The following is a 23,398-nucleotide window of genomic DNA, read 5'->3' as shown; positions in this document are numbered from 1 at the left end:
AGCGTGAGCCGAAAAAGCGGATAAATGCGAGTACGGCTGTTTTTAATTGCGAGCAGCTACAACTATAAGGCTAAAATTATCCCCTCACATCTCAATTCCGGTACGATTTTTAAGTTGTTGAGATACACTCACAGAAGAGTTCAACCAATTTATCCAGAGTTCAAGTTAGTTACCAATCTTTTGATCCAACCTCTAAATATTTTTCCGATAAGTAATGCGCCTTGTTTCTCAATACAATTTCTAAAAGCGTTACTATCGTAATCTTTGGCAGTGATCACAAAATCCAATGAATTTTAGTGGCTCCCCTTACCAATAGCTTCATTTTCCTTTGAAGTAATGCCTGAATTATGTCGATAGACACAGACAATACTGCTATCAATAAACAACCATTCTGTATCAAAATGTTAAGATAACAATTTGAATAATAAATAAAAAACACCTTTATTTAACCATTCATTAAAGCGCTTAAAAATTATATTCCATTTTCCAAATTCAGTAGGTAAATCCCGCCAAAGACACCTCGTTCACAAATACATTGTTCTCGACATGATAGCTTTCTGGGCAACGGTTTTTTGGCCAAAACAAGGATACCAGATCATCATACCATTCAATCCCCCCACAAAACATCAATAGTCCCTAGTCTCACCTATGACTACTTATAACTCAATTTCGGGTATTTCTCGTCATAATCAGAAATATATCGTTTCACAAAAGGAAGGAATGCTATCAACTCATCGTCAACCGGTAACTCAACTTCAGCTAGAAGAACTTCAAGACTCAATGCCAACATACCATTCTGCCGAATTACATTTATAATCCGCATAACAACATCTGTATCGTTATTTCCTCCTTCAAAAATTCTCCTATTAACAGCTGTGGTCTGAAGAATCGGAATAGGCTCCACCTTGATTGGTTTAGATGAAACAACAGCAGTAGACTTATAAGAATACATTGATACAACAGGTGCTAATTCAACTATTGGATACTGAGCTGGCTTAACAGTATTTTTATACCCACGTTTCGCTTTACTTTCACGCTGACATAATTGGTAAACTTTTGCCGACTTACCGGCGGGCATAATAAGTGGTACTGATCCGCCTCGGGGCAAATTAATACGATCAACAAAACGCAATACACCGTTATCAAGTAGAATCTGCGTGTACTTCTTTGCTGTATTACGATTACCAATCCTACACCAATAACACGCAAAAGTTAGTGTAAATGCAGTCGCATCAGCAATTTGTTCTTTAAACACACGCTTACACTGAAGAAGCCGTCGAAATCCTGTATAAAGACGTTCAGCCTGTACAGCCTCTTCAGGCAAATCAGGCAAATCACAAACCTCTTCTGGTATAATCATGCCAGCATCAATCAACAAACGAGTAAGCCATACCTTATTTGTTCCCGCTGGAAATTCTTCTTTAGGGATTCTACGACCAGAATGCATCATCGCATAAATATGGGATAAATCGAACTTAACAGGACCACTCGCACCACTGACAAAATGTACCTCATTAAATGCTTGATAAACCACCCGATACTTACCATTTTCAGAATACAAAGCAATGCTACAACTCGGAATATTATCTTCCACTCCAGGAATCACAGAAGAAAACGACCTAGAGTACGGCTTCTCATGGGTAATACGCTCAATAGGAAACCCCAAATACTTTGCAGCCCGTAACCACGTTCCTGGCTGTGAAAGTAACTCATCAAAGTCCTCCTGAGAAAACGGAGCCTTCAACGGTTCTGGAACAACAAAACCACACAACTCTAAATCTCTCTCAAGGCCCCCTACTGAACCAAAGGAAACGTATCCTCTGTTCACTTCAGTTTTACGGGTGTGCGTTGTTCTTTTTTGTGCTTTAGTTAGAGTTTGGGGTTTTGAGATGTCTTTTAAGAAATCGACATAGTTAATTAGTATTCCTGAGTTAGTCCAGGAGTATGTAAAGTCGTTGAACTTAGAAGTAGATGGTAAGTAGTACAATCTGTTTATGTTTGTACATGTTTGGTCGATCTCAATGTTTAGTTCATTTGAGATCTTATGGTGAACATTTTTGAAGTATTTCGGTGGTATCGGTTTATCTAATAACAGTACGATTCGCCATCGGGGGTGTTCATAACTAGAATTGTAAGTTGAATAGATAATACATGAGTAATGTGAGAGTTTTTGCTTTAGATTCTCAAGTGTATAGTGATTCTTTTTACCATCGATGTCGTAAACGATTAGAGAAATCTCACGTATATCAGCTTCATCTCGTGTGTTTGTATGAGTGAATGTACCAGGTATAAATGCGGTGGTACTCTTTTCATCAACGATGTTATGTTTAGATAGTAAAGAAAATAGTTCTTTTTGTGTTAATGCAGCTTCAATAGGCTGGGTGTCAGCTTCATCTGAAACGAGACAAATGCGATATGTTCTTTCAAATGATTGAAGTAGCGAGGTTTTTGTTACTGTTTTATTTTTTTTCATTGATACGAAACACTGTATTTAAAACAATAGGTTACCGCACCGTAAAAAATTGACTAAGGCGCTACGTGTAGTATAATCGTAGCTGCAAAGCCAATCTTCCAAGTGAAGCGCTGCATCGCAGGGTGGCACCCCCGCGATAATTTGGTCTTGTCATTCTTAATGAGCCAGCCCATATGGCTGGCTTCCCTTTATGCGATTTTTTCTTTCAGTAGTTATCTCCTTTACGTACTTTTGATTTCAAACTTTCAACTAATGTGTCTGTAGTTTTTCTTTTATTATTTGGACATATAGTATTTATGACTGAACTATAATAATAACGGCCTTATTTTTCAATAAAATACAAACTAAGCCAAAATCAGGCTGTAGGCCCCGTGTTTACTGGGTTCTTAGGTGATTTCATAGGGAATTTTATGCATGAATTATTGAACTTTTAATCCAGTTCATAGATTTATTCCACATCAAACTTTCAATCCAGTTCATAGATTTATTCCACACCAAACTTCCAATCCAGTTCATAGATTTATTCCACATCAAGCTTTCAATCCGATTCATAGATTTATTCCACATAAACTTTTAATCCAGTTCATGGAATTATTTTCCTATCTTCCATAATGTACAATTTCACAGCTGGACTAGCTGCATTTGGTTCATAAACTGAATGGTGACTTGATTAAAATCTTACTGTTAACCAGAAAAAGGGAGGATAAGAACCTAAAAAGTAAGAAAAAATTTGAAACGAGGATGATGTTATAATATATCAAAATCTCGTTTCAAAGTTTCAAAAAGAACACGACTTCAACCTTTAAAAAGGTTGCTATAGACGGTGAATTATAGGAGAAGCATATCAACAACATATCAAAATCCCGTTTCAAAGTTTCAAAAAGAACACGGGATTTTTTCCATCTTAATCTCTGAAAAGATTGCTACTAACGGGTAATTTGATTGAAAAATCATCATATTATGAATTGTTTTTTGTTTGAATTTGCAAACTAAGGAAAGGTGAAAGTAGATTTCGAATCCGGGGTGAATCTGGATTGATTTCTGGCGTGATGGTAAATTTACCATTGTCGAGAACAACTTTAATACCTAGTATGTTGGCAGTATCTCTTATAGCGACACCGTTCTTATATATAGGCTCGTAGTCTTCATCAATGCGCTCGACAAATTTTCCATCAATGACATCGACCGTTATAGCAGGAACTCGGTGTTTCTCGATTACTTCACTAAATGCCTTCTTGAAGTTTGTCATAGTAAACTGTGGCGCGGTACGATCTTTCATCTCATTCCAGTCCATCATATAACTCCCTTTGTCAGTAAAGTACGCTGAAGTCCACAAGCTAAAAGCGAACACTAAATTATGAGTAATCGACAATACTAAAGGATGAGTGTTAGTTAGGTCATGTATGGCGTTTGTTTTCCCATCGATCTGGCGACGGATTTGAGAAATAGTTTCTGATGGAAACTGAATTTGCAAAACCAACGAACCGGGAACATCAGTAGATTCTGCCTCAACACGAAGTGTCAAAATAATTAAATGGAAGACTGTTTTATCCGACATTCTATATTTTTTTAGAAACCATTTTGGTAACTGTTTAATGTGAAAGCTGGTACCTGACAAGCGACGAATTGACTTAACGGCCTGCATTTTGTTACCACCAGTTTTAGGAAGCTGAATAACCGAGAGAATAGCGTTAAGCGGGATATTATAAGTTTCGGTTATCTCTTCGTCATTGCGTAATCGTTCTCGGATAATAGATTCAAGTACGGTTATTGTTGCTATGTAATATCTTAGATCTTTGAGTAGAGCGATCCGCTCTCCTTTTCCTGATTGAGTCTCTACCAGAACCCGTTCACTTCCCCAAACAACATAGGATTCAATTTTGTTCTGATTCCCCTTCTGGTTAAAGCGTAATGCACCAAACAAGACGCTTGTTATTAAGTCACAAAAGGCCAGATCAGAAAGATCTCTTTGTTTGATGAAATCAACTTCCTCAATACGCATTTGAGGCAGTTCTCGTGATACTTCTTCTTTTAAGGGCTTCTCTAACTGAATAGAAAGATCTGGGATAATAAAGTTGAATAGAACACCGCGACGTTTATTTTTGGGATCAGTAGTGCAGTAGAGTTCTGCAAATATTCCTTTGTTTGTTAGAGCCTTGGCATGATTCCTTATGGTAGAAATGGAAACATCCATCTCTTTAGATACATCTTTAAGAGAAGTTACCATCTCGTCATTCACTTGACAGAGGGCAATACACTGATTGATAAATGTGAGATGCTTGGCATTAATATCCAACATCGGTAAAGCTCGACGTAAACCAATAATTGTTTCATTATTGGGTATTCTGACTAAAGGAGCGGTTAAACCTCTATCTATGTTTAGCTGCGTATAGTCAATTGTTTCTATATTTGAGTTTGACATGTTATCCTACTTAAAAAATTTTCCTCCGCTTCAGACGTATAAACTAATCATTTATACTTATACGTCTGCACTATATTCATCTGTTTATAAATCGTAGAAGTAAGTAAAAATGTACGATTCATGATTATATATATTTTGACTTAATTAAAATACCCTTCTCAAACAACGAATTTGTATTCTAAAGCCTAGCGCTAAACTTTACCAAGCCTTTCATAAAAATCATTAATTAACAATAACTTATTGTGTTTTTATTTAATTAATATAGGCTATAATAAGCCATCTGGCAGAAAATTGATAGGCTGAATTATATACCGTATTTTCGCCTGCTGAGTTGGCATATCCTTTAGCAACAGGGAGGATTGAGCAGAAAGATGAAAAACTAAACATCGTACTGGTTGACTTGGATAGTCAGCAAAACACCTCACAAACCTTTCTCAATATGAAGAAGATGAGTGGTGTACCATACATGTTTCCTCTCCGTTATCCGGATTATGATCCAGAGAATGAAAAACTATAACAGTTACTCAACCTCATCTGGCATTTTGTTCGCTCGTCAATTTGTTTATTATCCAGTGGCTGGTATTGACGCTCTTAAGGTACTACCGCCAGAGGGACGGGTAGACAGACTAAATGAAGTTATTAATAAAGATGATTTTATTCCTATAGTCGGCGAGTTGGCCCAGAATTTCTCAGAACAGAAAATGGAAATAGGTGATGTGGACCTGATTATTTTTAATACTCTACCGGGTAAAACCTCATTTGTGAAGGGTTCCTGCCTCAGTGCTCTCTTGTGCTTATCCCAGCGCAGCTGGAGTGTGATTCTGTAGAGCGCATACTTTCTTGCTTGAAAATATTCGCCGACATAATGAGACACGTGAAGTTTCTATTGATATTATTCTTAATCTTGTTAGCTCATTGAGTTTGACTCGCTCTGAAAGTGAAGGTTCTGATCAAGAAGCCGGTGAATCTGAAAAAATACCGACAAGACAGAAAGACTGTATCCCCGACGATCTTGCTCTCAGTACTATCTTTCCTGACCTAGCCAATGCTCGTAAATTTCCTGTTATCAAACCCGGAGCAGAAACTACTTTTCTAAAACAAAATGAAGATCAGAAAGTGCCTTACGTGATCTTATCTATATGGATTATTTTGATTCTGAAAGGAAATTTCTCAACTACATAATTCATAAAATCAATGGCACATGGCTGGTTATGTTTTTCATAGACTTTCAGCTCCATAATATTCGTTACATTTTTTACAACATGATTTTTCATTATTTACTTAGCCAACTTAGTTGGTGCCATTCATCATAATTGGCAAATTTATTTAAATAATTTCGTTAACGTATTTAACCTTCTTACAGTATCTTAAAAAATAACTAAACTTTTTGAACACCATAATTAAAGTTAATTTATGATATTTATTTTTTAGTACTCCGCCAGAGCGGACTCAGGGAAAAGGCTATAACAATACAAAGATACTAATCTAGAGTACCTTGAATAACCAAACTGAACATGAAAAGGAGGAAAAAGAGTGAAAAAAGGCGGTTGGCAGCCTGCTGATATTATTACGGGACTTAAAAAGCAAGGCACGTCGCTATCAGTTTTTTCAAGAGAATCGGGGCTTGCATCATGCATGTTAAACAATGCACTGCACCGTCCGTGGCCCAATGGTGAACGGCTCATTGCTACCACGTTAAGTTGTGAGCCTTGCGAAATCTGGCCTAGCAGATATTTAAAATGAACTTCAGCTTTTTATGGGTTCTGCTTAGCAGAACCCTTTGTCATGATTAAACTATGAAATTGGGATACTTCGATGTAAGGTTATTATTTTTGCAACGCAATATGTCATTATGTTTATAGGCTTTAGATGGGGCGTATCTTTGGAGCTGACAATGTGATTTTAACTTCCTGTAAATATCTTCAACATGCTAATATTTTGTATTGAGTAAAACTTACATTATTGATAATTGTATTTGTAAATTATTGCAATCGTATCTTTTCTTGGATATATCATATAAGGTTGAGAGCAGATTTTATAATGGTATTGGTTTCAATTGTAAGAGGGTGATTTATAAGTGTGCTATTAAATGAAAAACAAATCATAGGTATTGCTAAATCTGCTGGATTTTCTATCACAAATGAAAATGTTGATTGGGAAAAAATATGAAATCTGTAATGATACAATTGCTGAATGCCTGATAGAAAATACAGTAGAATACCACGGGTTAGTTGCACGCTATGCTGCATCTCCACACTGTACATACCCACCCGTTGAATATGAGGTAATATGCACAGTGTGTTTCAAAGAAGTGTATCTGCTCAATGTACAAGCACAAGATATTTGTCATAGTTGCAGAACTGCTGACGATTAATATCACTAATTGCCGATCAGGTAACACTCGTATATACGTAAGAAAATGTTATAAATGCCTTCTACCAGTTTACGAGTAGGCACTTTTTCTGAACCATCATGTGTTTCCACAGATGCATATTTAGATGGTTCTAAATACAGGCCATTACAAATATATCTGGCTCATCAGCGAAGCAATCTGTTTGTTCCTTGTTCATCCTCTGTTTTGCTGGTGACAACCGTTCAGTCATCTAAAACATCTTCAAATTGAGATTCCGGTTGCTGAATATCTCCTTGTAATGTTTTTAGTAACGAATTGATACCCAAGCGAAAAATTCTGTCAATGATCACCTCTCTCTCCTTTAGTGTCATTCTGTGAAGGAGCATCAACCATGCTTTTTCTTGTTCTTCAGTGACAGTAGTATCTCCAATTGCTAACCATCCAACAGGAACCCCACTTTTTTCCGAAAAGGCTACCAGTTTACCCAAAGGCGGTTCTACCTTACCCGATAAATAATTTCTTAGTGATGCTTCTGATATTTCACATCTCTTTGCAAAGCTATTAACAGATTCATCACCTATTGCCTGTTTCAATCTATCTTTAAACTGCATTATTTTACTGTGTGTACTATCACTGGAGGTACATTTTTCTTTTTCACTCATTGCAATAGCTAACCCTTGTCTCAAAATTACATTTCGTAATATATTGCGAGAATTCGTTGACTTCGTAACATATTGCGAATACATTTATATCCATATCGACAACCAAAATCTGTAACATTATCTTAATAGACTTAGTATTATATGTTAATTCAATATAACACACGTAATTAGATTAAAAATCATACTTCACAACAAAAACAAAAACAAAAACACAAAAAGATTGCATTTTGTTCGTTTTTTGTTGCGGGTTAATTTGCATCCATACCGATAATCTAAACCCATAAAGATTATCATTAATTAATGAACATTGAATCTATCAGGTTCCATAATGCAAACCAACAAGCAGCAAGAAGATTGGCACCCAGCAGACATTATTGCCGCTCTAAAAAAGCGTGGAACAACACTGGCCTCCGTTTCTCGCAAAGCAGGATTAGCGTCATCTACTCTGAATAATGCTTTAATACGCCGTTATTCAAATGGAGAAAAGCTAATTGCCGCTGAATTAGGGCTACATCCATCCGATATTTGGCCCTCTCGTTACCAAAAAGAAACGACAGAATGAATGCTCTATCCCCAGTGGATATATCCTGTAAATTATAAAAGGAGTGAAGTAATGATTAAACAAGTAGTCATTGATTTACACGAGTTAGCTGAAACCATTCCCATTGATGATAAAACCACTAATTTAATGCTGTATAAAATGGCAGATAATATTGATTCGCTACAAGAAGTATTTGAGTCTCTAATAGATAAAAATTCTGAGTGTTTTTCATACAGCCCAAGAGCTGGCTTTCAAAGACATATATCATTTAATGCTGCTATTGACGCTGTAAATAACGAAATATTTGTCTATAGGAAATATGGTTGGAACAAAAGTGTTAATCAAATTTGTTGGGGTGTTGTCACTCAAAAAGCTACCCAAACAAATGGTGATTATGAACTTGAAGGTATTAATACCGGTAGAATCATCAAACAAATTCAGGCTGATGCCGAGGATGCATTAGTTGAAAAAATTGGAGACATGTTCGATGTTGCAACAAATAATAATGAGAAAGATACAATTGGACAGATCTACTGCTTGCTAAAATATGGCATTCTGCCATTTCTGCGTGATACTACTGTCATGAATAAGCGTAATAAAATGTTAGTCTGCGCAGCTGAAAATGCTGAAGATTCAGATTAATAAGCGGTGATAAAAATGTCTCAATATGCACTTATCACATCTAGTAAGTATCTGAGAGAATATCAGTCCGTTCGGATTCCTGATATAACAGTCAATCAATTAGAAATATTTTTGAGCACATTACGACTTACAACGTGTACATGGCTACATTCTGTATAACAACTATATATTCCTTTGCCGCGATTAATCGGCAGGGTTGGAGTTCATATCATGGGGCAACGAAAACATCTAACTCAATCTGAAGTGGAAAAAATGCTGGAAATGGCAAAAAAGGGGGCTAACCCAGAGCGGGACTATTGCTTCGTGTATATGAGTTTTATACACGGTTTGCGTGTAAGCGAAGCACGGCATTTACGGTTATCTGATTTAAATCTTGAAGATGGAAGTTTGTACATTCAGCGTTTAAAAGGTGGGCTTTGTACTAATCAGCCGCTTTTGGGATATGAAATTCAAGCTATCAAAGAGTGGTTAAAAGTTCGTAAGACCTTTCCTGGCGCTGAAAGCAACTGGTTATTTCTATCGCGTTCAGGAAAGCCGTTAGCACGCCAACGTATTTATCAAATTATTAAGCAATTGGGGGAGTTAGCGAATATCTCTGTTCCTGCTCATCCGCACATGTTGCGACATGCCTGTGGTTTTTCCCTTGCAGATCGGGGAACGGATACTCGTTTAATACAAGATTATCTTGGACACTGTAATATTCGCCATACGGTGCGGTATACTGCTAGTAATTCTGAGCGTTTTCGCGGAATCTGGAGAAATACACGAAATAGAGCCCCTGTGTTGCATTTCGGACTTGATGATGTCGCTACTTAAATAGTCTTGTTGTATGCCAGTTTAACACCGTTCTCTTATCTCTTAACTGAATTGAACGGTGTTAAGATCCATTAGAGATTTAATACGCCTTTCCTTACGTTTTGGTTCTTCGCGATTAGATATTCTGTGCGCTCCTTACCCGACGATAAATTAGTTTATGGCCGGGTAAGGAACGCACAGATGACTCAAGCCCCCTACCGCCTCCAACCTTTCAAGACGATACTGAGGTCGATTCAATGAGCTTGGTACATCCCAAAAAGTAAACCATCCATCTGAGGGCATCATGGAGAGGGCTTCCTTATCAGCTTCTGTTAGTAGTTTCTTTGCCATACTTCTTCCCTTTTAGAACAAAGATTCCTTTTGTTAGCCAGCAATTGCGATTCTGGGATAATGTCCGTATCAGATAAAGATTGAATATAACTCAGGCAATTCAATAGGGAATCAAATTCTGTAAATGAGTTTCTAGCACCCCATATTTCTTTCACCAGCCCAAATTTTCCAGTGGTTTGATTGCTGACGAGGGACCAGGCACAATCCTCGTTTGGTAAATTAAAAACAGATATGGTCTTCTCATTTCTATCGTTTACTTTCAGATAACGAAGGGTAAACTCAACCATTTGTAATTTCAGATGAAGCTCCGCAGGTGAGTTAGAAGAAAATGATACAGCAAACTCTCGCTGGCCAGTGCAAGGGTTGTAACCGCCACTCAATGTTAGCCCAGCCTGCTTCTATCCATGTTATTTTGTAATCACGCATAACGTGAGTTTCATTTTCATCGTATTCAAAAATGACCTGCCAGTCAGGTTTATTACCCCACAATTCAATTAAAATACAGTCACGTTCACAGTAAAGTGTTTCCAGTTCACCTTCCGCCAGCTCCAGATTACGCTCGGCGCGGCGTACAGAACGGAGACGTTTTTGAACAATGTCTTCAGCCTCTGCAATACTTTTTTTACGCTACTCATGCAGGTATCAAGGTATAACATGATAATTACTCTATATGGAATGAATTGAATTAAAGCCCGGCGAACAGGTAAGATTGTTAATTAAGATACACAAAACGTGAACTGTCACCAGCAAATACGCCCTCCTTTAATTCAAGATGATTAGTTAACAGTCGAAGACAAAATAACCACAAGCCAAAGTGATCCAAAAAAATTCAGTCTACACCACTCGTATTCAAAACCCATGCTAAAATTACTTGAATCAGATTCTAAGCTCCAATTTCATATGAGAAATCATCCACGCTTATAAAGTTTTAATCACTCGCGCACGAAAGCACAAGACAGCGTAGAAAAAGGTGTGCTCGTCATTTTATTCCTCTTTAATCCAACTAAGGTTGCTGACGCAGAACAAACGGCCTATTTTGCCCGATATTTTGTTACAAACCTAGCCTACCCTTATGATTTATCTCAATTCTGCTTTTTGTTGACCTATGATTCACAATCACATACTCTGGCCATGCGGTCATATCCCGCTTAACTTCCGGCAGTACGCCACTAATCACCTAACTTCGGCCACCAGAGCCTCTTTGAATGATAATATTTAACTCATTCTCTCGGCTTTCCTACGTCCGTACAGAATTCGACAGCCCGTTGCCTCATGGTGCCGGGCTTTTTGCTTGTGCGTCGAAAAAGGTGTTTTTCCTCATACTGAGGATGATCAGTGTGTCCAGACACTTTTAATCTGGAGTTTGCTTTACCTTAAATCTGTAACTTCCTTTCGCTGTTTTTTACGGCTTCAAAATGGTATCTGCCATAACATCCTAATTTTCATAAATTTTTTAATGAGGTATTAACTATGCAAGCCAGAGCTAGGGGCATTGTTGTGATTAAGCCGAAATACATTCCCGCGAAAGATAATGTGGATTCTCACATTCTCTTCCGACTGCGCTGTGATTTTAAGGTTAATTCCAACAAAATTGCTGAATTCTATACGATCAAGGCTTTCGGCAAAGTTGCGGATTTTCTACGTGACGAAATTAAGAAAGACTCAAAGGTGTATATAGAAGCATTGGCACGAGCAAGCCGCTATAAGATGCACATTGAGTTTCACGCATTCATGGTGCATGTATTGGCAACTGGCATGGCTATCGATACTCGCATTGATGATGCAAAACCCTTTGCGTTTACCGAAACCAAAAATGAAACTCCTGCTACCACGACTGAGTGCACACACTCGCCTGAGATACGTGCCAGAGTGAAAACTGAAATGACATGGCAGGAAATGTCCGACGATGATGTGGCGTTTGTGGCGAACAAATTCCGCAGCTTGTTAGCGTTTCAGAAATCCCGTATCAACGAATCCGCCAATGGTACCAAGAGTGAGCCAGTAATGAAAACTGTTTCACAGGTTGTGGTTTCTGCCACCCCTATCGCAAATCAACGTTTACAACAAACTTCGATGAAACAAAATGCCACGAGCTCTTCACCAACGGCAACACTCCTCAATGCACGTGAGGCATTGCGTCGTCGGCAATCTTCCGTAGGCAGTGATCATTTTAATGGTAACTATGCTGATATACGTTCCTGATTTATTCAGGTATCAAGCAAAGCCGCTCCCAGCGGCTTTGTTGTATTTTGGCTGGTGGTAAAATTTTATTAACACTTTTTAAATTTGTATGAGGTATTTATGTCCTACTCTAATAGCTCCCGCCACGCTTATGCCAACAAACAACAGAAAAAACAATCCACTGATATCACTGTGAAAGTTGACGCTGTTACCCGGCATTTGCTGTCTCTTGAAAAGAAGTTCAATGCTGCTGCTGTTCATGCTCCTCACATTTCATTCCAGCGTGAATGCATCTTTGCGAAGCATATCATCAATAACAATAACGTTCTTACCGGCATTGCCGTTAGCAATCCGCAGTCTTTCGAGACAGCGTTTCTGCAACTGGCAAGTAGCGGTCTGACACTCGACCCAGCGCAGAAACAGGCTTATCTGGTTCCTCGTGATGGTCGCGTGATCCTTGATATATCCTATATCGGTTTGTGCCGTATGGCTACGGATGAAGGGCTTTGTCAGGACATCGTTGCAGAGCTAGTGTTTGAACATGATACTTTCAAACCAGTAGGTAGGCGTGAGAGTCCAATTCACGAATATGACCCTTTTGCTGAGAAAGGTGATTTGTTACTGACTTCATCTGATAAAGGCGTTGTCGGTAGTCGTGGACACTTTCGTGGTGCGTATGTGGATTATCTGATGAAAGATGGTCGTAATCTAGTGTTCTTTATTGACGTTCGTGATCTGGCCGCCTCGCGGGCAGTCTCAGAGTCTTGGAGGAAAATCGAGAAACGCGCCTACTCTCCGTGGACAACGTTTCCGTGGAAGATGGTACTTAAATCTGCTATCAAACAAACCATATATCACATTCCGGGCAACCGCACTCGTCTGAGTGCCGTTATTGATTATCTCAATATTTACGGTGAAGAAGGTTTCCGTGCGTCCGGTAACATTCCTATGGAGGCTGCTCAAGTAGAAATGGCTCATCGCCAGGCAGCACAAGCGGCCAATGACGGTAACACTGTTAAAGCAGCAACCAGAGAAGGAAGTGTGATAGAAGGCGAAGTAACACAGCGTGAAAAGCTGTCGGCTTCACCTCAACCAGAAACAACGGTTGCGGATAACACTCAGTCTGACAATACGGCTAGTACTGCTCAATCTGAGCATAGTCAGCCCGTAGGTCAATCTGAACAGGCTGAACCTCAGGAAGTTATGTCCGATGTTCCTGGTGTTCGTCTTTCAGTATTTAAACGTGTTCAGAAACTCGTAACCCGTGCGCAAACAACACTGGCTTACGAAACTATAATCGCAGAGCTGAAAAGAGATACGTTCGCATTTAATGACTGCGACATAACCTACGCTTGCAGTGTGCTGGAGCAGTCACGTCGCGACCAACTGAGCAATGTGGTCCACAATTCAATGTACCATCTTGATTTTACTCAAACTCATGACTTCGTAGATAAACTCGCTGATAGCGAATTTAAAGCTAACGCTTTCAAATGGGTTGCTTTCATTGAAGAAGAAACTATGAGACTGAACGGGCTTTACAATGCAGCGCTGAATTCAGGCGATTATTCACAGGTGAATGAAGCTCTGCAATCAGTACAGTTCGCCCCTCTCAAGGAGATGTTAACTAAGCTGATAAATACCGCTAAAGCAGCGTAAATGAACCGGTGGATCTCTACCGGTTTTTTTAACTTTATTAACTTTAAATTTATCTTTAGGTGATCATATGTTTGTACCAGTGTGTGAAGTTGTAGATGTGGAACAAGGCACTCCAGAGTGGCATGCATGGCGTAAAACCGGTGTAACAGCCACATGTACCCCCATCCTTTTAAAGATAAAAGGTGCAACAAAAACCCCTTATCAACTTTATCTGCAATATGCAGGTTTGCTAGAATCGGAAGATCTTTCCGCTATCAAGCAGGTTGATGCAGGTAAGAAACTGGAAGCACTGGCTCGCAAATACTGCGAGGATAAGTTAGACCAGATTGCTACGCCTTTTTGCGTTAGAAATAAGCAGCACCCATTTATGATTGCATCACTGGATGGGCAGCTTAATGACGGTTCAGTCCTTGAGATAAAGAATCTATCAATCAAGAAGCATTTAGCCATCCTTCAGCAAGGGACAAATTCGCCAGAGTTTCAGTATTATTACTGGCAATGTCAGCATCAACTTTTTGTCACTAGTGCACCGCAAGCCTATTTGGTGTTTTGGTCAGCTACAGATCAACCCAAAATATTCAAGATCATGCCAAGCCAGAGTGCATTTAATCGCCTTTTGGCGGTATGTACTGAGTTCTGGCAATGTGTCATGCGTAAGGTTGCGATACCTTTTGATAAAGAAAACGATGTCTTGCTCGTCTCTGACGCTGCGATAATGGAGCAAACTAAAGAGTTTGCGACTCCAAATGACCTCACTATTCGTGTACTGGATCTTCGCCGCCAGGTGAAAGCACTTCAGCTCATTGAAAGCGAGTTCAAGAAAATCGAAGAGAAAAAAGCACAGTTCAAAGCGGCAATGAAAGTATCGATTCAAGGCTTGGCTTTAGCTCTCGGTTTTGCCAGCAATGACCCTGTTCGCATTGATGGGTTTGGTTTTCGCTATCTGGAAAAACCTGTTAAAGGGAAGATCAATTGGAAAATGATCGCGGAGCAGCTAAATATCGACCCCGAGAAGTTTCCTGATTGTGTTGGTCAGCCATCTATTCATGCATCACTATCGGTCTATGAATACGATACAACAGGTATTGACAGTATTTATATTCCCCAGAATGACACGAAAGATATCATTTCCATAGGGGAAGAGTTGGAAGACGTAACAGGCAGTATGCTAATGTTCTAAGTAAAAAGCCCGGTCATCGAGCTAATATAACTTTTAAGAAAAGATTGCTTAGCTGACTCAAAACAGCAAATAACCCTAACCCTTGGGAGGCAGCCCCCTCCAGAGGACTCTCCCATAACCAAAGGAAAGAGGCATGAGCCTAGATAAGTTAAGTCAGCTGGTGGACCAGCATCACAAGACCCAGGAAGAGATCGATAACGAAATCATCTTGGCCGTCAAGAAGGTGCTGCAAACCAACTCCGCTGAGTTAGCCATTGAGCTTGTCGGGGGTGTCCCGCAAGATCATCCATTCCACCCATTTTTATTCGCTATAGCTAAACAGCTAAAATTGAGATAACCCAGTACTCCAACCGGGTACATCAAGGCCCGGTTGGCCTTGGTGTACTTCCAACCTATTTGGAGGCACTATGTCTAACTCAAAATAGACGTTTTGGATAAATGGTTCGGTGATGACATTGGCCACTCAGTAGATAAGCTACTGGCTGGAGGTAACGATTGACTAACTCTATTCTTGTGACATTAAGGACTTTGTCTGAACAATTGATCAAGCATAGTTACCCTGAGGATCTGACGATTTAGTACAGTCTTAGATACTACTGTCGGGGGACGGAATGGCATTCTATAGAGACTGTGGGGGAAGGGCCTGCGGTCTACTCACCCCGTAGTGGATCAGTTGAAAAATATTTCTCAGATAGAACACTCAAGACATCGTAGTGTTCTCGGCTTTTTGCTGGAAGTCGTGTCAGGATTAATTGCCTACACTTTTCAGACCAAAAAACTGAGCTTAAACTTGCGTAATTCTGAAATAGCTATCCTTAAACAAAACTGAGGCTAATTAATGGATTAACCTTGGCTGGGTGTGATTCAACGGACGGTTACAAATATAGTGTAGCGTGAGATGCGTTTTAAAAAATCCGGTATACATCATAATGTACACCGGACTGAATAATTATCATAACCATATAAAATAAATGTCTAAATATATCTTAAGCTATCAAGATGATCTCCATAAATAGCTTAGGGTTAGCACATGATATTTCTGAGTAATCAAAATCATAAATATTATACCCCCTCTCTTTCGTCACTGCTTGCTAACGCTGTATCAAAAGCTTGAGCTAAAACCATTCTATTCTCATTATCCTCAAACAAACTAGAATGATTACCAACAATAGCAATCAACTGCAACAAAGTAGCAGGCATTACCTGATTCCATCCTAAGGATGGGTCTCTGGTTAAAGGTTCCTGTTCGGTATCTGTGACAATAGGCATCGTGAGAGAAGGTTCCATCGCATAAAACTGATGCAATGGCACCGTCAATGTTTCTGGCACATAATTCCTAACCATTTGTTCATAATTTTCTCTCTGCTCCATATTTTTTGCAATCAAATCAGAACTCAGATTTAAGGAGTATATTCCAATTTTTTTTGCAAATTCAATCAATTGAATCCAGCTTAGTTCATCAATTATCGGATACAATGCTGAAATTTCTGTGGTATGTTTGTTCCCTGATTGATTTTCTAATTCAGTTAAAAACTGATGTTTGGGTTGAGCCATTCTTTTGAAACAGTGAGGAGCAAGCGTATCAATCAGTCCAAGGAAATCAACTTTATCACCAATACCTAATAATCTCTGAGCAACGGCATAAGCCAGTATTCCACCAGAAGAATAACCACATATGCGGTATGGACCTTTCGGTTGAACGGCTTTCATTAAAGAAATCACTCTTGTCGCCAGCATTTCCATTGTTGATATCCGTTCCTCATTGATGGGCGGCCACGGCAGTGCATAAATCGGATAATCTGGCCGCATAAGCTCAGCTAATCCAAAAGTATAGGAATAATCACCTACGCCACTAGGAACACAGAATAAAGGTAGCTGTGTTCCACCAGAACGTACAGGAATTGCACTGCGTTTCTGAGATAACCAATCTGACGTGATTTTTACAGCTAGTTCGGACAACACTGGGAATTGGAACAACTCGTTCAATGTACAAAACATCCCACGTTTTGCTGCAAGATTTATCATCTGTATGGCAAGTAACGAATGGCCACCCAATACGAAGAAATTGTCATGCCTCCCCACCTGCTCAACTTTTAACAACTCTTGCCAAATTTCCGCTAGAGCTATTTCTACCCTCCCTTGTGGTGCTACATAAACCTGATGGACAAAGGCTTCTTCTCCAGGAATTGGTAATGCCTGACGGTCCAACTTGCCATTTGGCGTCAACGGAAGTGCATCCAAACATACAAACGCTGCTGGTATCATATAATCCGGCAGAACTTTACTCAGGTAAGTACGTAAACTGGTCACCAATCTGTCGTCTGATTCCGCCACTATATAAGCTACCAGACGTTTGTGTTGTCCTTCTCCCTGTGACAACACAACCACTTCACTCACCGCAGGATGCTCTGTCAGTCGCGATTCAATCTCTCCCGGCTCTATCCGGAAGCCCCGGATTTTGACCTGATGGTCATTACGACCAATAAATACCAGGTTGCCATCCGGCAGATAACGCGCCAAATCCCCGGTTCGGTACATGCGTGCATCCGGTTTATCGCTAAACGGATCGACCAGGAAACGTTCAGCGGTCAACTCTGGCTGGTTCAGGTAGCCTCGGGCGACAGCAACTCCTCCAATGTAAAGCTCTCCAGTGACACCCATTGGGACAGGTTCTCCGTGTGGATCAAGAATATAGATTTGGGTATTGGAGATTGGGCGGCCAATCGGTACGTTATCGACAAAACAGCTCGGGTAATTGGTATCAAACACGGCGCAACCCACGACGGTTTCAGTTGGGCCGTATTCGTTGATGATGCGTGATCCAGGCGATAATGTTCGCCAAAGTGCAACAGTGGAACTGGGCAGCGTCTCTCCCCCTACGACAAAGCAATGCGTAGGGCATTTTCGTCCCGCAGTTTTCAATTCCTGCCCCACTGCTAAGAGATGGCTGGGGGTAATCTTAACCAGAGCACCCGACTCCATTGACAGCAACGCGGGGAGCAGTTCAACCAGTTCCTGCCCGTCACGGAGCAAGCGGATCTTGCCACCACACAGTAATGGCAGGTAAAGACTGGTGACCGTGGCATCAAAAGCTAGCGGTGACGAAACGATACTATCGAATTGCCTTTCAGCCAGGTAATCACGCCATGCCCATAGCAGGTAGTTGCAGACACCACGATGTTCCAGCATTACTCCTTTTGGTGTCCCTGTTGAACCCGAAGTATAAATCACATATGCCAAGTGGTGTGGCATCAATGCAGTCATCAAGAGATTGGTATCCGGCTGGTCTGGCAGGATATTAGGGTCAAGGACAACCAACTCGGCAAGCGCTTTCTCTCCCAATGCTGTCTGTCCTGTTACATCTGCCAATACTACGGATGGGGCAGTATCCTTCAGCATATAAGCCAAACGTTCACCCGGATAGGTTGGATCCAGAGGGACATATGCCCCACCTGCTTTCAACACCGCCAATAGTCCTATCACCATCGCTGGTGAGCGTGTGACACAAATCGCCACTCGTTGATCTGGTTCTACTCCTAACATAATCAACTGATGAGCCAGCCGATTAGCCCGGGCATTCAGTTCGGTATAGCTGAGTGTCTGCTCTTCATATATGAGTGCTGTGGCATCAGGTGTTCTTTCCACCTGTTGTTCAAACTGCTGATAAATACATAACTGGTCTGGATAGACAGTTTCTGTCGTGTTCCAAGTTTTTAACAACAGCGTACGCTCCGCTTCCGGCAGAATTTCCAATGCCCGAACCGGCCTGTCCGGCGTGTGCTCCAGCGCTTCCGCCAGACTTTCCAGCGCCTGCTGCATATAATCGCATATCCGTGCTGGCTCAAAGGGCTGCACTACCTGAGCCGTCAGACCGAGAGCATCCCCAAAATCCTCCACCGACAAAACAATCGGATAGTTAGTGCGCTCTTGTGCACCCAGAAATTCAATACCATTCAGGGGTTCATCTGAAGCCGTCAACGGGACATTATGCCGGTAGTTCAACAAGGCATTAAACAACGGTGTTCCACTGGCAACCCCACTGCATCGTTGAGCCAGCACCAGTGAAGCATGTTCATGCTCTAATAATCCGGCCAGTTGGGTATGAGCGGCCCGTACACTGTCCTGTACCGGCGTATTATCGATGTCCAGTCGTAACGGTAAGGTATTAATAAACAGCCCCATGCCATTGTCGACACCTTCACCAGCCTGCATCCGTCCAAACAGCACGGTACCGAACACCACCTGTTTCTGTCCGCTGGTACGCGATAACACCTGTGCCCAGGCCAGATGACACAGAGCAGCCAGACTGACGCCCAGACGTCTCGCTTGACTGCGCAGACGGTTATTCAACCCGGTTGCCAGCATACGATGCGATTGTGTCACCTGCGAACCATCGCGATATACCTCCGTCAGCCCGAATGGCAGGGTCGGTTCCTCTACCTCTGCTAACATATTAACAAAGAAACGGGCGTGTTCTTCCTGACTCACTCCTAACCGGGCCTGTGCGACCAGATTGCGGAAAGGTGTCGGCGCTGGCAAGCTCCCTTCCTGACCAGCAAGATACGCTTGCACTTCACGGCTCATTACTTCCAGCGTGGTATGATCACCAATCAGGTGATGCAACAGTTGCAGTACGTTCCAGCGGCCATCGGTATCCTGCGCCACCACAAAGCGCAACAATGGTACCTGATTCAGGTTAATACGATGCCGACGTGGATCAAAACGTTCAGCTAATTGGTCGCTAATAAGCCCATCAGTCGGATCCAAGACCAGTTCAGTCATTGATAAAGTGGCCTGACGTAAAACCACCTGAATCGGCGCAGATAATCCCTGCCAGATAAAGGCCGTACGCAAGATGTCATGGCGATCAACCACCTGCTGCACCGCTGCCAAATAGCGGTTCAGCAGAGACCGGTCAGTAAAAATCATCTGTTCAATCAACAGATACGGGTCACCCTGATCCGCCAGCAAATGATGGAACAAAATACCGTCCTGCAATGGCGACAGCGCATAGATATCCTGAATATTGGTAATCCCTCCAGGTACCTGTCCGACAATGAAGTCAATTTCAGACTGTGTTAAATCAATCAGCGGCAACATCTCCGGTGTGAGTGTTGTCGTTGCTGGCGTAATGACATTCGGTGGTATTACTATAACCTGATGACGCCCCAGAGTTTGAGCCAGTTCAGACAACACTGGCGACTGGAACAAGTCACGCACCGCCAACGTTATTCCCAGGTTACGCAGGCGTTCAATCATTCGTACCGCCAGCAGAGAATGACCACCCAGTGCAAAGAAGCTATCGTGCCGGCTGATCTGTTCAATCCCCAGCAACTCGCGCCAAATGGCTGCCAACGCGGTTTCTGTCTCCCCTTGCGGTGCCGCATAGATCTGACGGGCAAAAGCTTCACCATCCGGTGCTGGCAACGCTCGGCGATCCAGCTTACCATTTGAGGTCAGTGGAAACGCATCCAGACGCACAAAGGCCGTTGGTACCATATAATCAGGCAATTGTGTGCTCAAATGGGCACGCAGATCGGCAGCTAATCTGTCATTCACCACCGCCACCACATAAGCGACCAGATGCTTATCCAGCCCATCACCCAACACCAGTACCTTCGCTTCACTCACCGCTGGATGTTCAGTCAAACGTGCCTCGATTTCCCCCGGTTCAATCCGGAAGCCCCTGATTTTCACCTGCTGGTCATTACGGCCAACAAACACCAGATTGCCATCCGGCAAATAACGGGCCAGGTCCCCAGTACGGTACATTCGTGCAGCCGGATCATTGCTAAACAGATCTGGGAGGAAATGTTCCGCTGTCAATTCAGAACGGTTCAGATAACCCCGCGTCACACCCGCACCGCCAATATACAGCTCACCGATAACCCCCAAAGGCACTGGTTGACCATAGGCATCCAGCAGATAAACCCGTGTGTTGGCTGTCGGGCACCCAATAGGAACCCATGTATCCGTATAGTCTGACGGACAATGCCAGGTAGTGGCGCACACTGTGCTTTCTGTCGGGCCATAATCATTAAACAGATTTACCCGACCGCACAATACTCGAAGCAACGCCGTACTGGGTGCTTCGCCCGCCAATATCAATGTTGGCTTTATCGTTATCGCCGGTAAATCTCCCCCTTCTTGGAGCAAAGCGGGAGGCAAGAAAGCATGCGTCACCCTCTGCTCTTCCAGATAATGCCAAAGACGTAATGGGTCCTGACGAACAGTATCGGCAGGAGTAACCAAACTGGCACCACCGCACAACGCGGTCATCATTTCTGAGACACTGGCATCAAAACCAAAGGAAGCAAACTGCAATATCCGACTGGTTACACTCACGTCAAACCGGGTAATTTGTGCCAACGCCAGGTTAACCACGCTATGATGCTCCACCATTACCCCTTTCGGCGTACCAGTCGAACCAGAGGTGTAAATCACATACGCCAGATGCCGTGAGGTCAATGCAGGTACCTGTAGGTTACTGTCCGGCTGGTCTGGCAGTGAATTCGGATCAAGTACCGTCAGGCTCGAAACTTTCTCACCCAGCGCGACACACTCAGCATTATCCGCCAACAAGATAACCGGCGCGGCGTCAATCAGAATATGCGTCAAACGCTCACTAGAATAGGCTGGGTCCAGTGGCACATAAGCGCCCCCCGCTTTCATTACCGCTAGCAATCCCACTACCATCGCCGATGAACGTGCCACACAAATCGCCACCCGCTGGTCAGGTACTACCCCCAGCGCAATCAGTTGATGGGCCAACCGGTTGGCGCGGGCATTCAGTTCGGCATAGCTGAGAGTCTGGTCTTCATTCACCAGCGCTATAGCATCCGGGTTTTTCTCTACCTGTTGTTCAAATAACTGATGGATACACAACGCGTCAGGATAAGCTGTTTCAGTTGCATTCCAGGTTTCCAGTAACAGCCTGCGCTCCATCGGGGACAAAATATCAATTTCCCCGATCCGCTGCTGAGAGTGAGTCACTATCGCTTGTAGTGCCGTGTGTAAATATCCTGCGTGTCGTTCGATTGTCGATTGATCAAACAGGGCGGTGGCATAACTCAAACCACCTACAATCCTGCCTTCTTCCTCAGACAGGTTCAGTTCGAGATCAAATTTGACAACATCAAAGCCTTGATTGACCGGTGAGACTACCAGCTCCGGTAATTGCCATTCTGTGTTCTCATTGTTCTGCCAGGCAAACATCACTTGGAACAGCGGGGTATGCGCCAGTCTGCGTGATGGTTGCACGATCTCTACCACTTGCTCGAACGGTAAATCCTGGTGCTCCTGTGCCTCCAGTGCAATTTGTCGCACACGAGCCAGCAACTCAGTCACAGTCAGTTCACCCGATAAGTCAATACGTAAGGCCAGCGTGTTCACAAAGAATCCGATCAGGGATTCTACTTCCTGGCGACTGCGGCCTGCACTCGGTGTACCAATAACCAGATCCTCCTGACCAGATAAACGCGACAGAACCACCGCCCAAGCTGACAATAGAGTCATAAATAACGTGACACCGTGCTGTTCACTCAAACGTTTGAGAGATGTCGTCAATTCCGCATCCAGCTTGATGGGCACAATATTCCCGGCAAACGACTGTTCAGACGGACGTGGCCGGTCAGCAGGCAGATCCAGCAGTACCGGCGCATCAGCCAGCATCGTACGCCAATAGTCAGATTGAGCTTGAACACGTTCAGCCGACAGCCACTGACGCTGCCAGGCAGCATAATCAGGATATTGAATTGTCAATGGCGGTAGCGGATCGGGTTGCCCTGCTAGAAAAGCCTTATAGAGAGAGCTTAACTCACTTATCAACACACCAGCAGACCAGCCATCTGACACAATATGATGCTGTGTCAGCAAGAACACATAATCATTGTCCGCTAGTTGTATCAAAGCAGAACGGATTAACGGACCGCAGGCAAAATCAAACGGAGTCTTGGCTTCCTGAACGCATAAATGCTTAAGCTGTTCATCCATGTCAAAAGCTTTGCTCAAATCGTATTTTTTCATCGGCAAACCCGACTCAGCCGATAACAATTTCACCTGAGGTTGACCATCAACGGAAATAAATATAGAGCGTAACGCTTCATGGCGGGAAAACAGCGTATCAAGTGCTTGTTGCAATAC

The 23,398-nt window shown here is 42.3% G+C and carries 16 protein-coding genes and 2 pseudogenes; 11 read left to right on the top strand and 7 right to left on the bottom strand.

Annotation, left to right across the window (positions count from 1 at the left end; all coding sequences use genetic code 11):
* Window positions 1–206: 206 nt before the first annotated feature.
* The 3 genes and pseudogenes from BA1DRAFT_RS24190 to BA1DRAFT_RS18750 form a co-directional block, all read right to left on the bottom strand.
* Window positions 207–524, bottom strand: a pseudogene (locus tag BA1DRAFT_RS24190) (transposase); the annotation flags it as partial.
* A gap of 128 nt (window positions 525–652) precedes the next feature.
* Window positions 653–2,473 carry a hypothetical protein gene (locus BA1DRAFT_RS18755; protein ID WP_036782243.1) on the bottom strand — a complete coding sequence of 607 codons (1,821 nt, stop codon included), beginning with the start codon at window positions 2,471–2,473 and terminating at the stop codon, window positions 653–655.
* Between the two features lie 958 nt (window positions 2,474–3,431).
* On the bottom strand, window positions 3,432–4,895 hold the full coding sequence (locus BA1DRAFT_RS18750; RefSeq protein WP_036782242.1) for a hypothetical protein: 1,464 nt from the start codon (window positions 4,893–4,895) through the stop codon (window positions 3,432–3,434).
* Window positions 4,896–5,398: 503 nt separating this feature from the next.
* Here BA1DRAFT_RS18750 and BA1DRAFT_RS18740 point away from each other — a divergent pair.
* The 3 genes from BA1DRAFT_RS18740 to BA1DRAFT_RS18730 all read left to right on the top strand — a co-directional run bounded on the left by BA1DRAFT_RS18740 (window position 5,399) and on the right by BA1DRAFT_RS18730 (window position 6,638).
* Window positions 5,399–5,722, top strand: coding sequence for a hypothetical protein (locus BA1DRAFT_RS18740; RefSeq protein ID WP_036782240.1), 324 nt, complete (start codon window positions 5,399–5,401; stop codon window positions 5,720–5,722).
* 13 nt (window positions 5,723–5,735) lie between these two features.
* Window positions 5,736–6,077, top strand: a complete 342-nt coding sequence (locus BA1DRAFT_RS23615; protein ID WP_036782239.1) for a hypothetical protein — start codon at window positions 5,736–5,738, stop codon at window positions 6,075–6,077.
* A gap of 351 nt (window positions 6,078–6,428) precedes the next feature.
* Window positions 6,429–6,638 carry a helix-turn-helix domain-containing protein gene (locus tag BA1DRAFT_RS18730; RefSeq protein ID WP_036782238.1) on the top strand — a complete coding sequence of 70 codons (210 nt, stop codon included), beginning with the start codon at window positions 6,429–6,431 and terminating at the stop codon, window positions 6,636–6,638.
* An 852-nt stretch (window positions 6,639–7,490) separates the two neighbouring features.
* On the opposite strand, the gene BA1DRAFT_RS18725 is transcribed toward BA1DRAFT_RS18730, so the two are convergent.
* On the bottom strand, window positions 7,491–7,910 hold the full coding sequence (locus tag BA1DRAFT_RS18725) for a helix-turn-helix domain-containing protein (protein WP_152544349.1): 420 nt from the start codon (window positions 7,908–7,910) through the stop codon (window positions 7,491–7,493).
* A gap of 328 nt (window positions 7,911–8,238) precedes the next feature.
* Between BA1DRAFT_RS18725 and BA1DRAFT_RS18720 the strand changes: the two genes are divergently transcribed.
* The 3 genes from BA1DRAFT_RS18720 (at window position 8,239) to BA1DRAFT_RS18710 (ending at window position 9,909) form a co-directional block, all read left to right on the top strand.
* A complete protein-coding gene (locus BA1DRAFT_RS18720; RefSeq protein WP_036782236.1) occupies window positions 8,239–8,472 on the top strand; it encodes a helix-turn-helix domain-containing protein in 234 nt (77 codons plus the stop codon).
* A gap of 51 nt (window positions 8,473–8,523) precedes the next feature.
* Window positions 8,524–9,093, top strand: coding sequence for a hypothetical protein (locus tag BA1DRAFT_RS18715; RefSeq protein ID WP_036782235.1), 570 nt, complete (start codon window positions 8,524–8,526; stop codon window positions 9,091–9,093).
* A 210-nt stretch (window positions 9,094–9,303) separates the two neighbouring features.
* Window positions 9,304–9,909 (top strand): tyrosine-type DNA invertase, encoded by a 606-nt coding sequence (locus BA1DRAFT_RS18710; protein ID WP_036782234.1) that lies wholly within the window; start codon window positions 9,304–9,306, stop codon window positions 9,907–9,909.
* Between the two features lie 150 nt (window positions 9,910–10,059).
* Here the strand turns inward: BA1DRAFT_RS18710 and BA1DRAFT_RS18705 are convergent, their stop codons facing one another.
* Window positions 10,060–10,239 (bottom strand): hypothetical protein, encoded by a 180-nt coding sequence (locus tag BA1DRAFT_RS18705; protein ID WP_036782233.1) that lies wholly within the window; start codon window positions 10,237–10,239, stop codon window positions 10,060–10,062.
* Window positions 10,221–10,619, bottom strand: a complete 399-nt coding sequence (locus tag BA1DRAFT_RS18700; protein WP_152544348.1) for a hypothetical protein — start codon at window positions 10,617–10,619, stop codon at window positions 10,221–10,223. Before BA1DRAFT_RS18700 ends, BA1DRAFT_RS18705 begins: the two co-directional genes overlap by 19 nt.
* Before the next feature lie 1,090 nt (window positions 10,620–11,709).
* On the opposite strand from BA1DRAFT_RS18700, the gene BA1DRAFT_RS18695 reads away from it, so the two are divergent.
* The 5 genes and pseudogenes from BA1DRAFT_RS18695 to BA1DRAFT_RS22325 all read left to right on the top strand — a co-directional run.
* Complete coding sequence (locus tag BA1DRAFT_RS18695; protein ID WP_051560856.1) at window positions 11,710–12,441, top strand: single stranded DNA-binding domain-containing protein; 732 nt, start codon at window positions 11,710–11,712, stop codon at window positions 12,439–12,441.
* A 99-nt stretch (window positions 12,442–12,540) separates the two neighbouring features.
* A complete protein-coding gene (locus tag BA1DRAFT_RS18690; RefSeq protein WP_036782231.1) occupies window positions 12,541–14,076 on the top strand; it encodes a recombinase RecT in 1,536 nt (511 codons plus the stop codon).
* Window positions 14,077–14,143: 67 nt separating this feature from the next.
* Window positions 14,144–15,256 (top strand): lambda-exonuclease family protein, encoded by a 1,113-nt coding sequence (locus BA1DRAFT_RS18685; RefSeq protein ID WP_051560855.1) that lies wholly within the window; start codon window positions 14,144–14,146, stop codon window positions 15,254–15,256.
* 133 nt (window positions 15,257–15,389) lie between these two features.
* The gene (locus BA1DRAFT_RS18680; RefSeq protein ID WP_036782230.1) at window positions 15,390–15,593 is read left to right on the top strand and encodes a hypothetical protein; all 204 of its coding nucleotides are present in this window, start codon (window positions 15,390–15,392) and stop codon (window positions 15,591–15,593) included.
* Between the two features lie 330 nt (window positions 15,594–15,923).
* Window positions 15,924–16,085: pseudogene (locus BA1DRAFT_RS22325) on the top strand (IS982 family transposase); the annotation flags it as partial.
* Between the two features lie 233 nt (window positions 16,086–16,318).
* Here the strand turns inward: BA1DRAFT_RS22325 and BA1DRAFT_RS18675 are convergent.
* Window positions 16,319–23,398 (bottom strand): non-ribosomal peptide synthetase (locus tag BA1DRAFT_RS18675; protein WP_036782229.1); only part of this gene is annotated, 7,080 nt, incomplete at its 5' end.

Origin of the sequence: Photorhabdus aegyptia, assembly GCF_000612035.1 — a bacterium.
GTDB lineage: Bacteria > Pseudomonadota > Gammaproteobacteria > Enterobacterales > Enterobacteriaceae > Photorhabdus > Photorhabdus akhurstii.
This window is presented reverse-complemented; position numbering and strand designations above follow the sequence as displayed.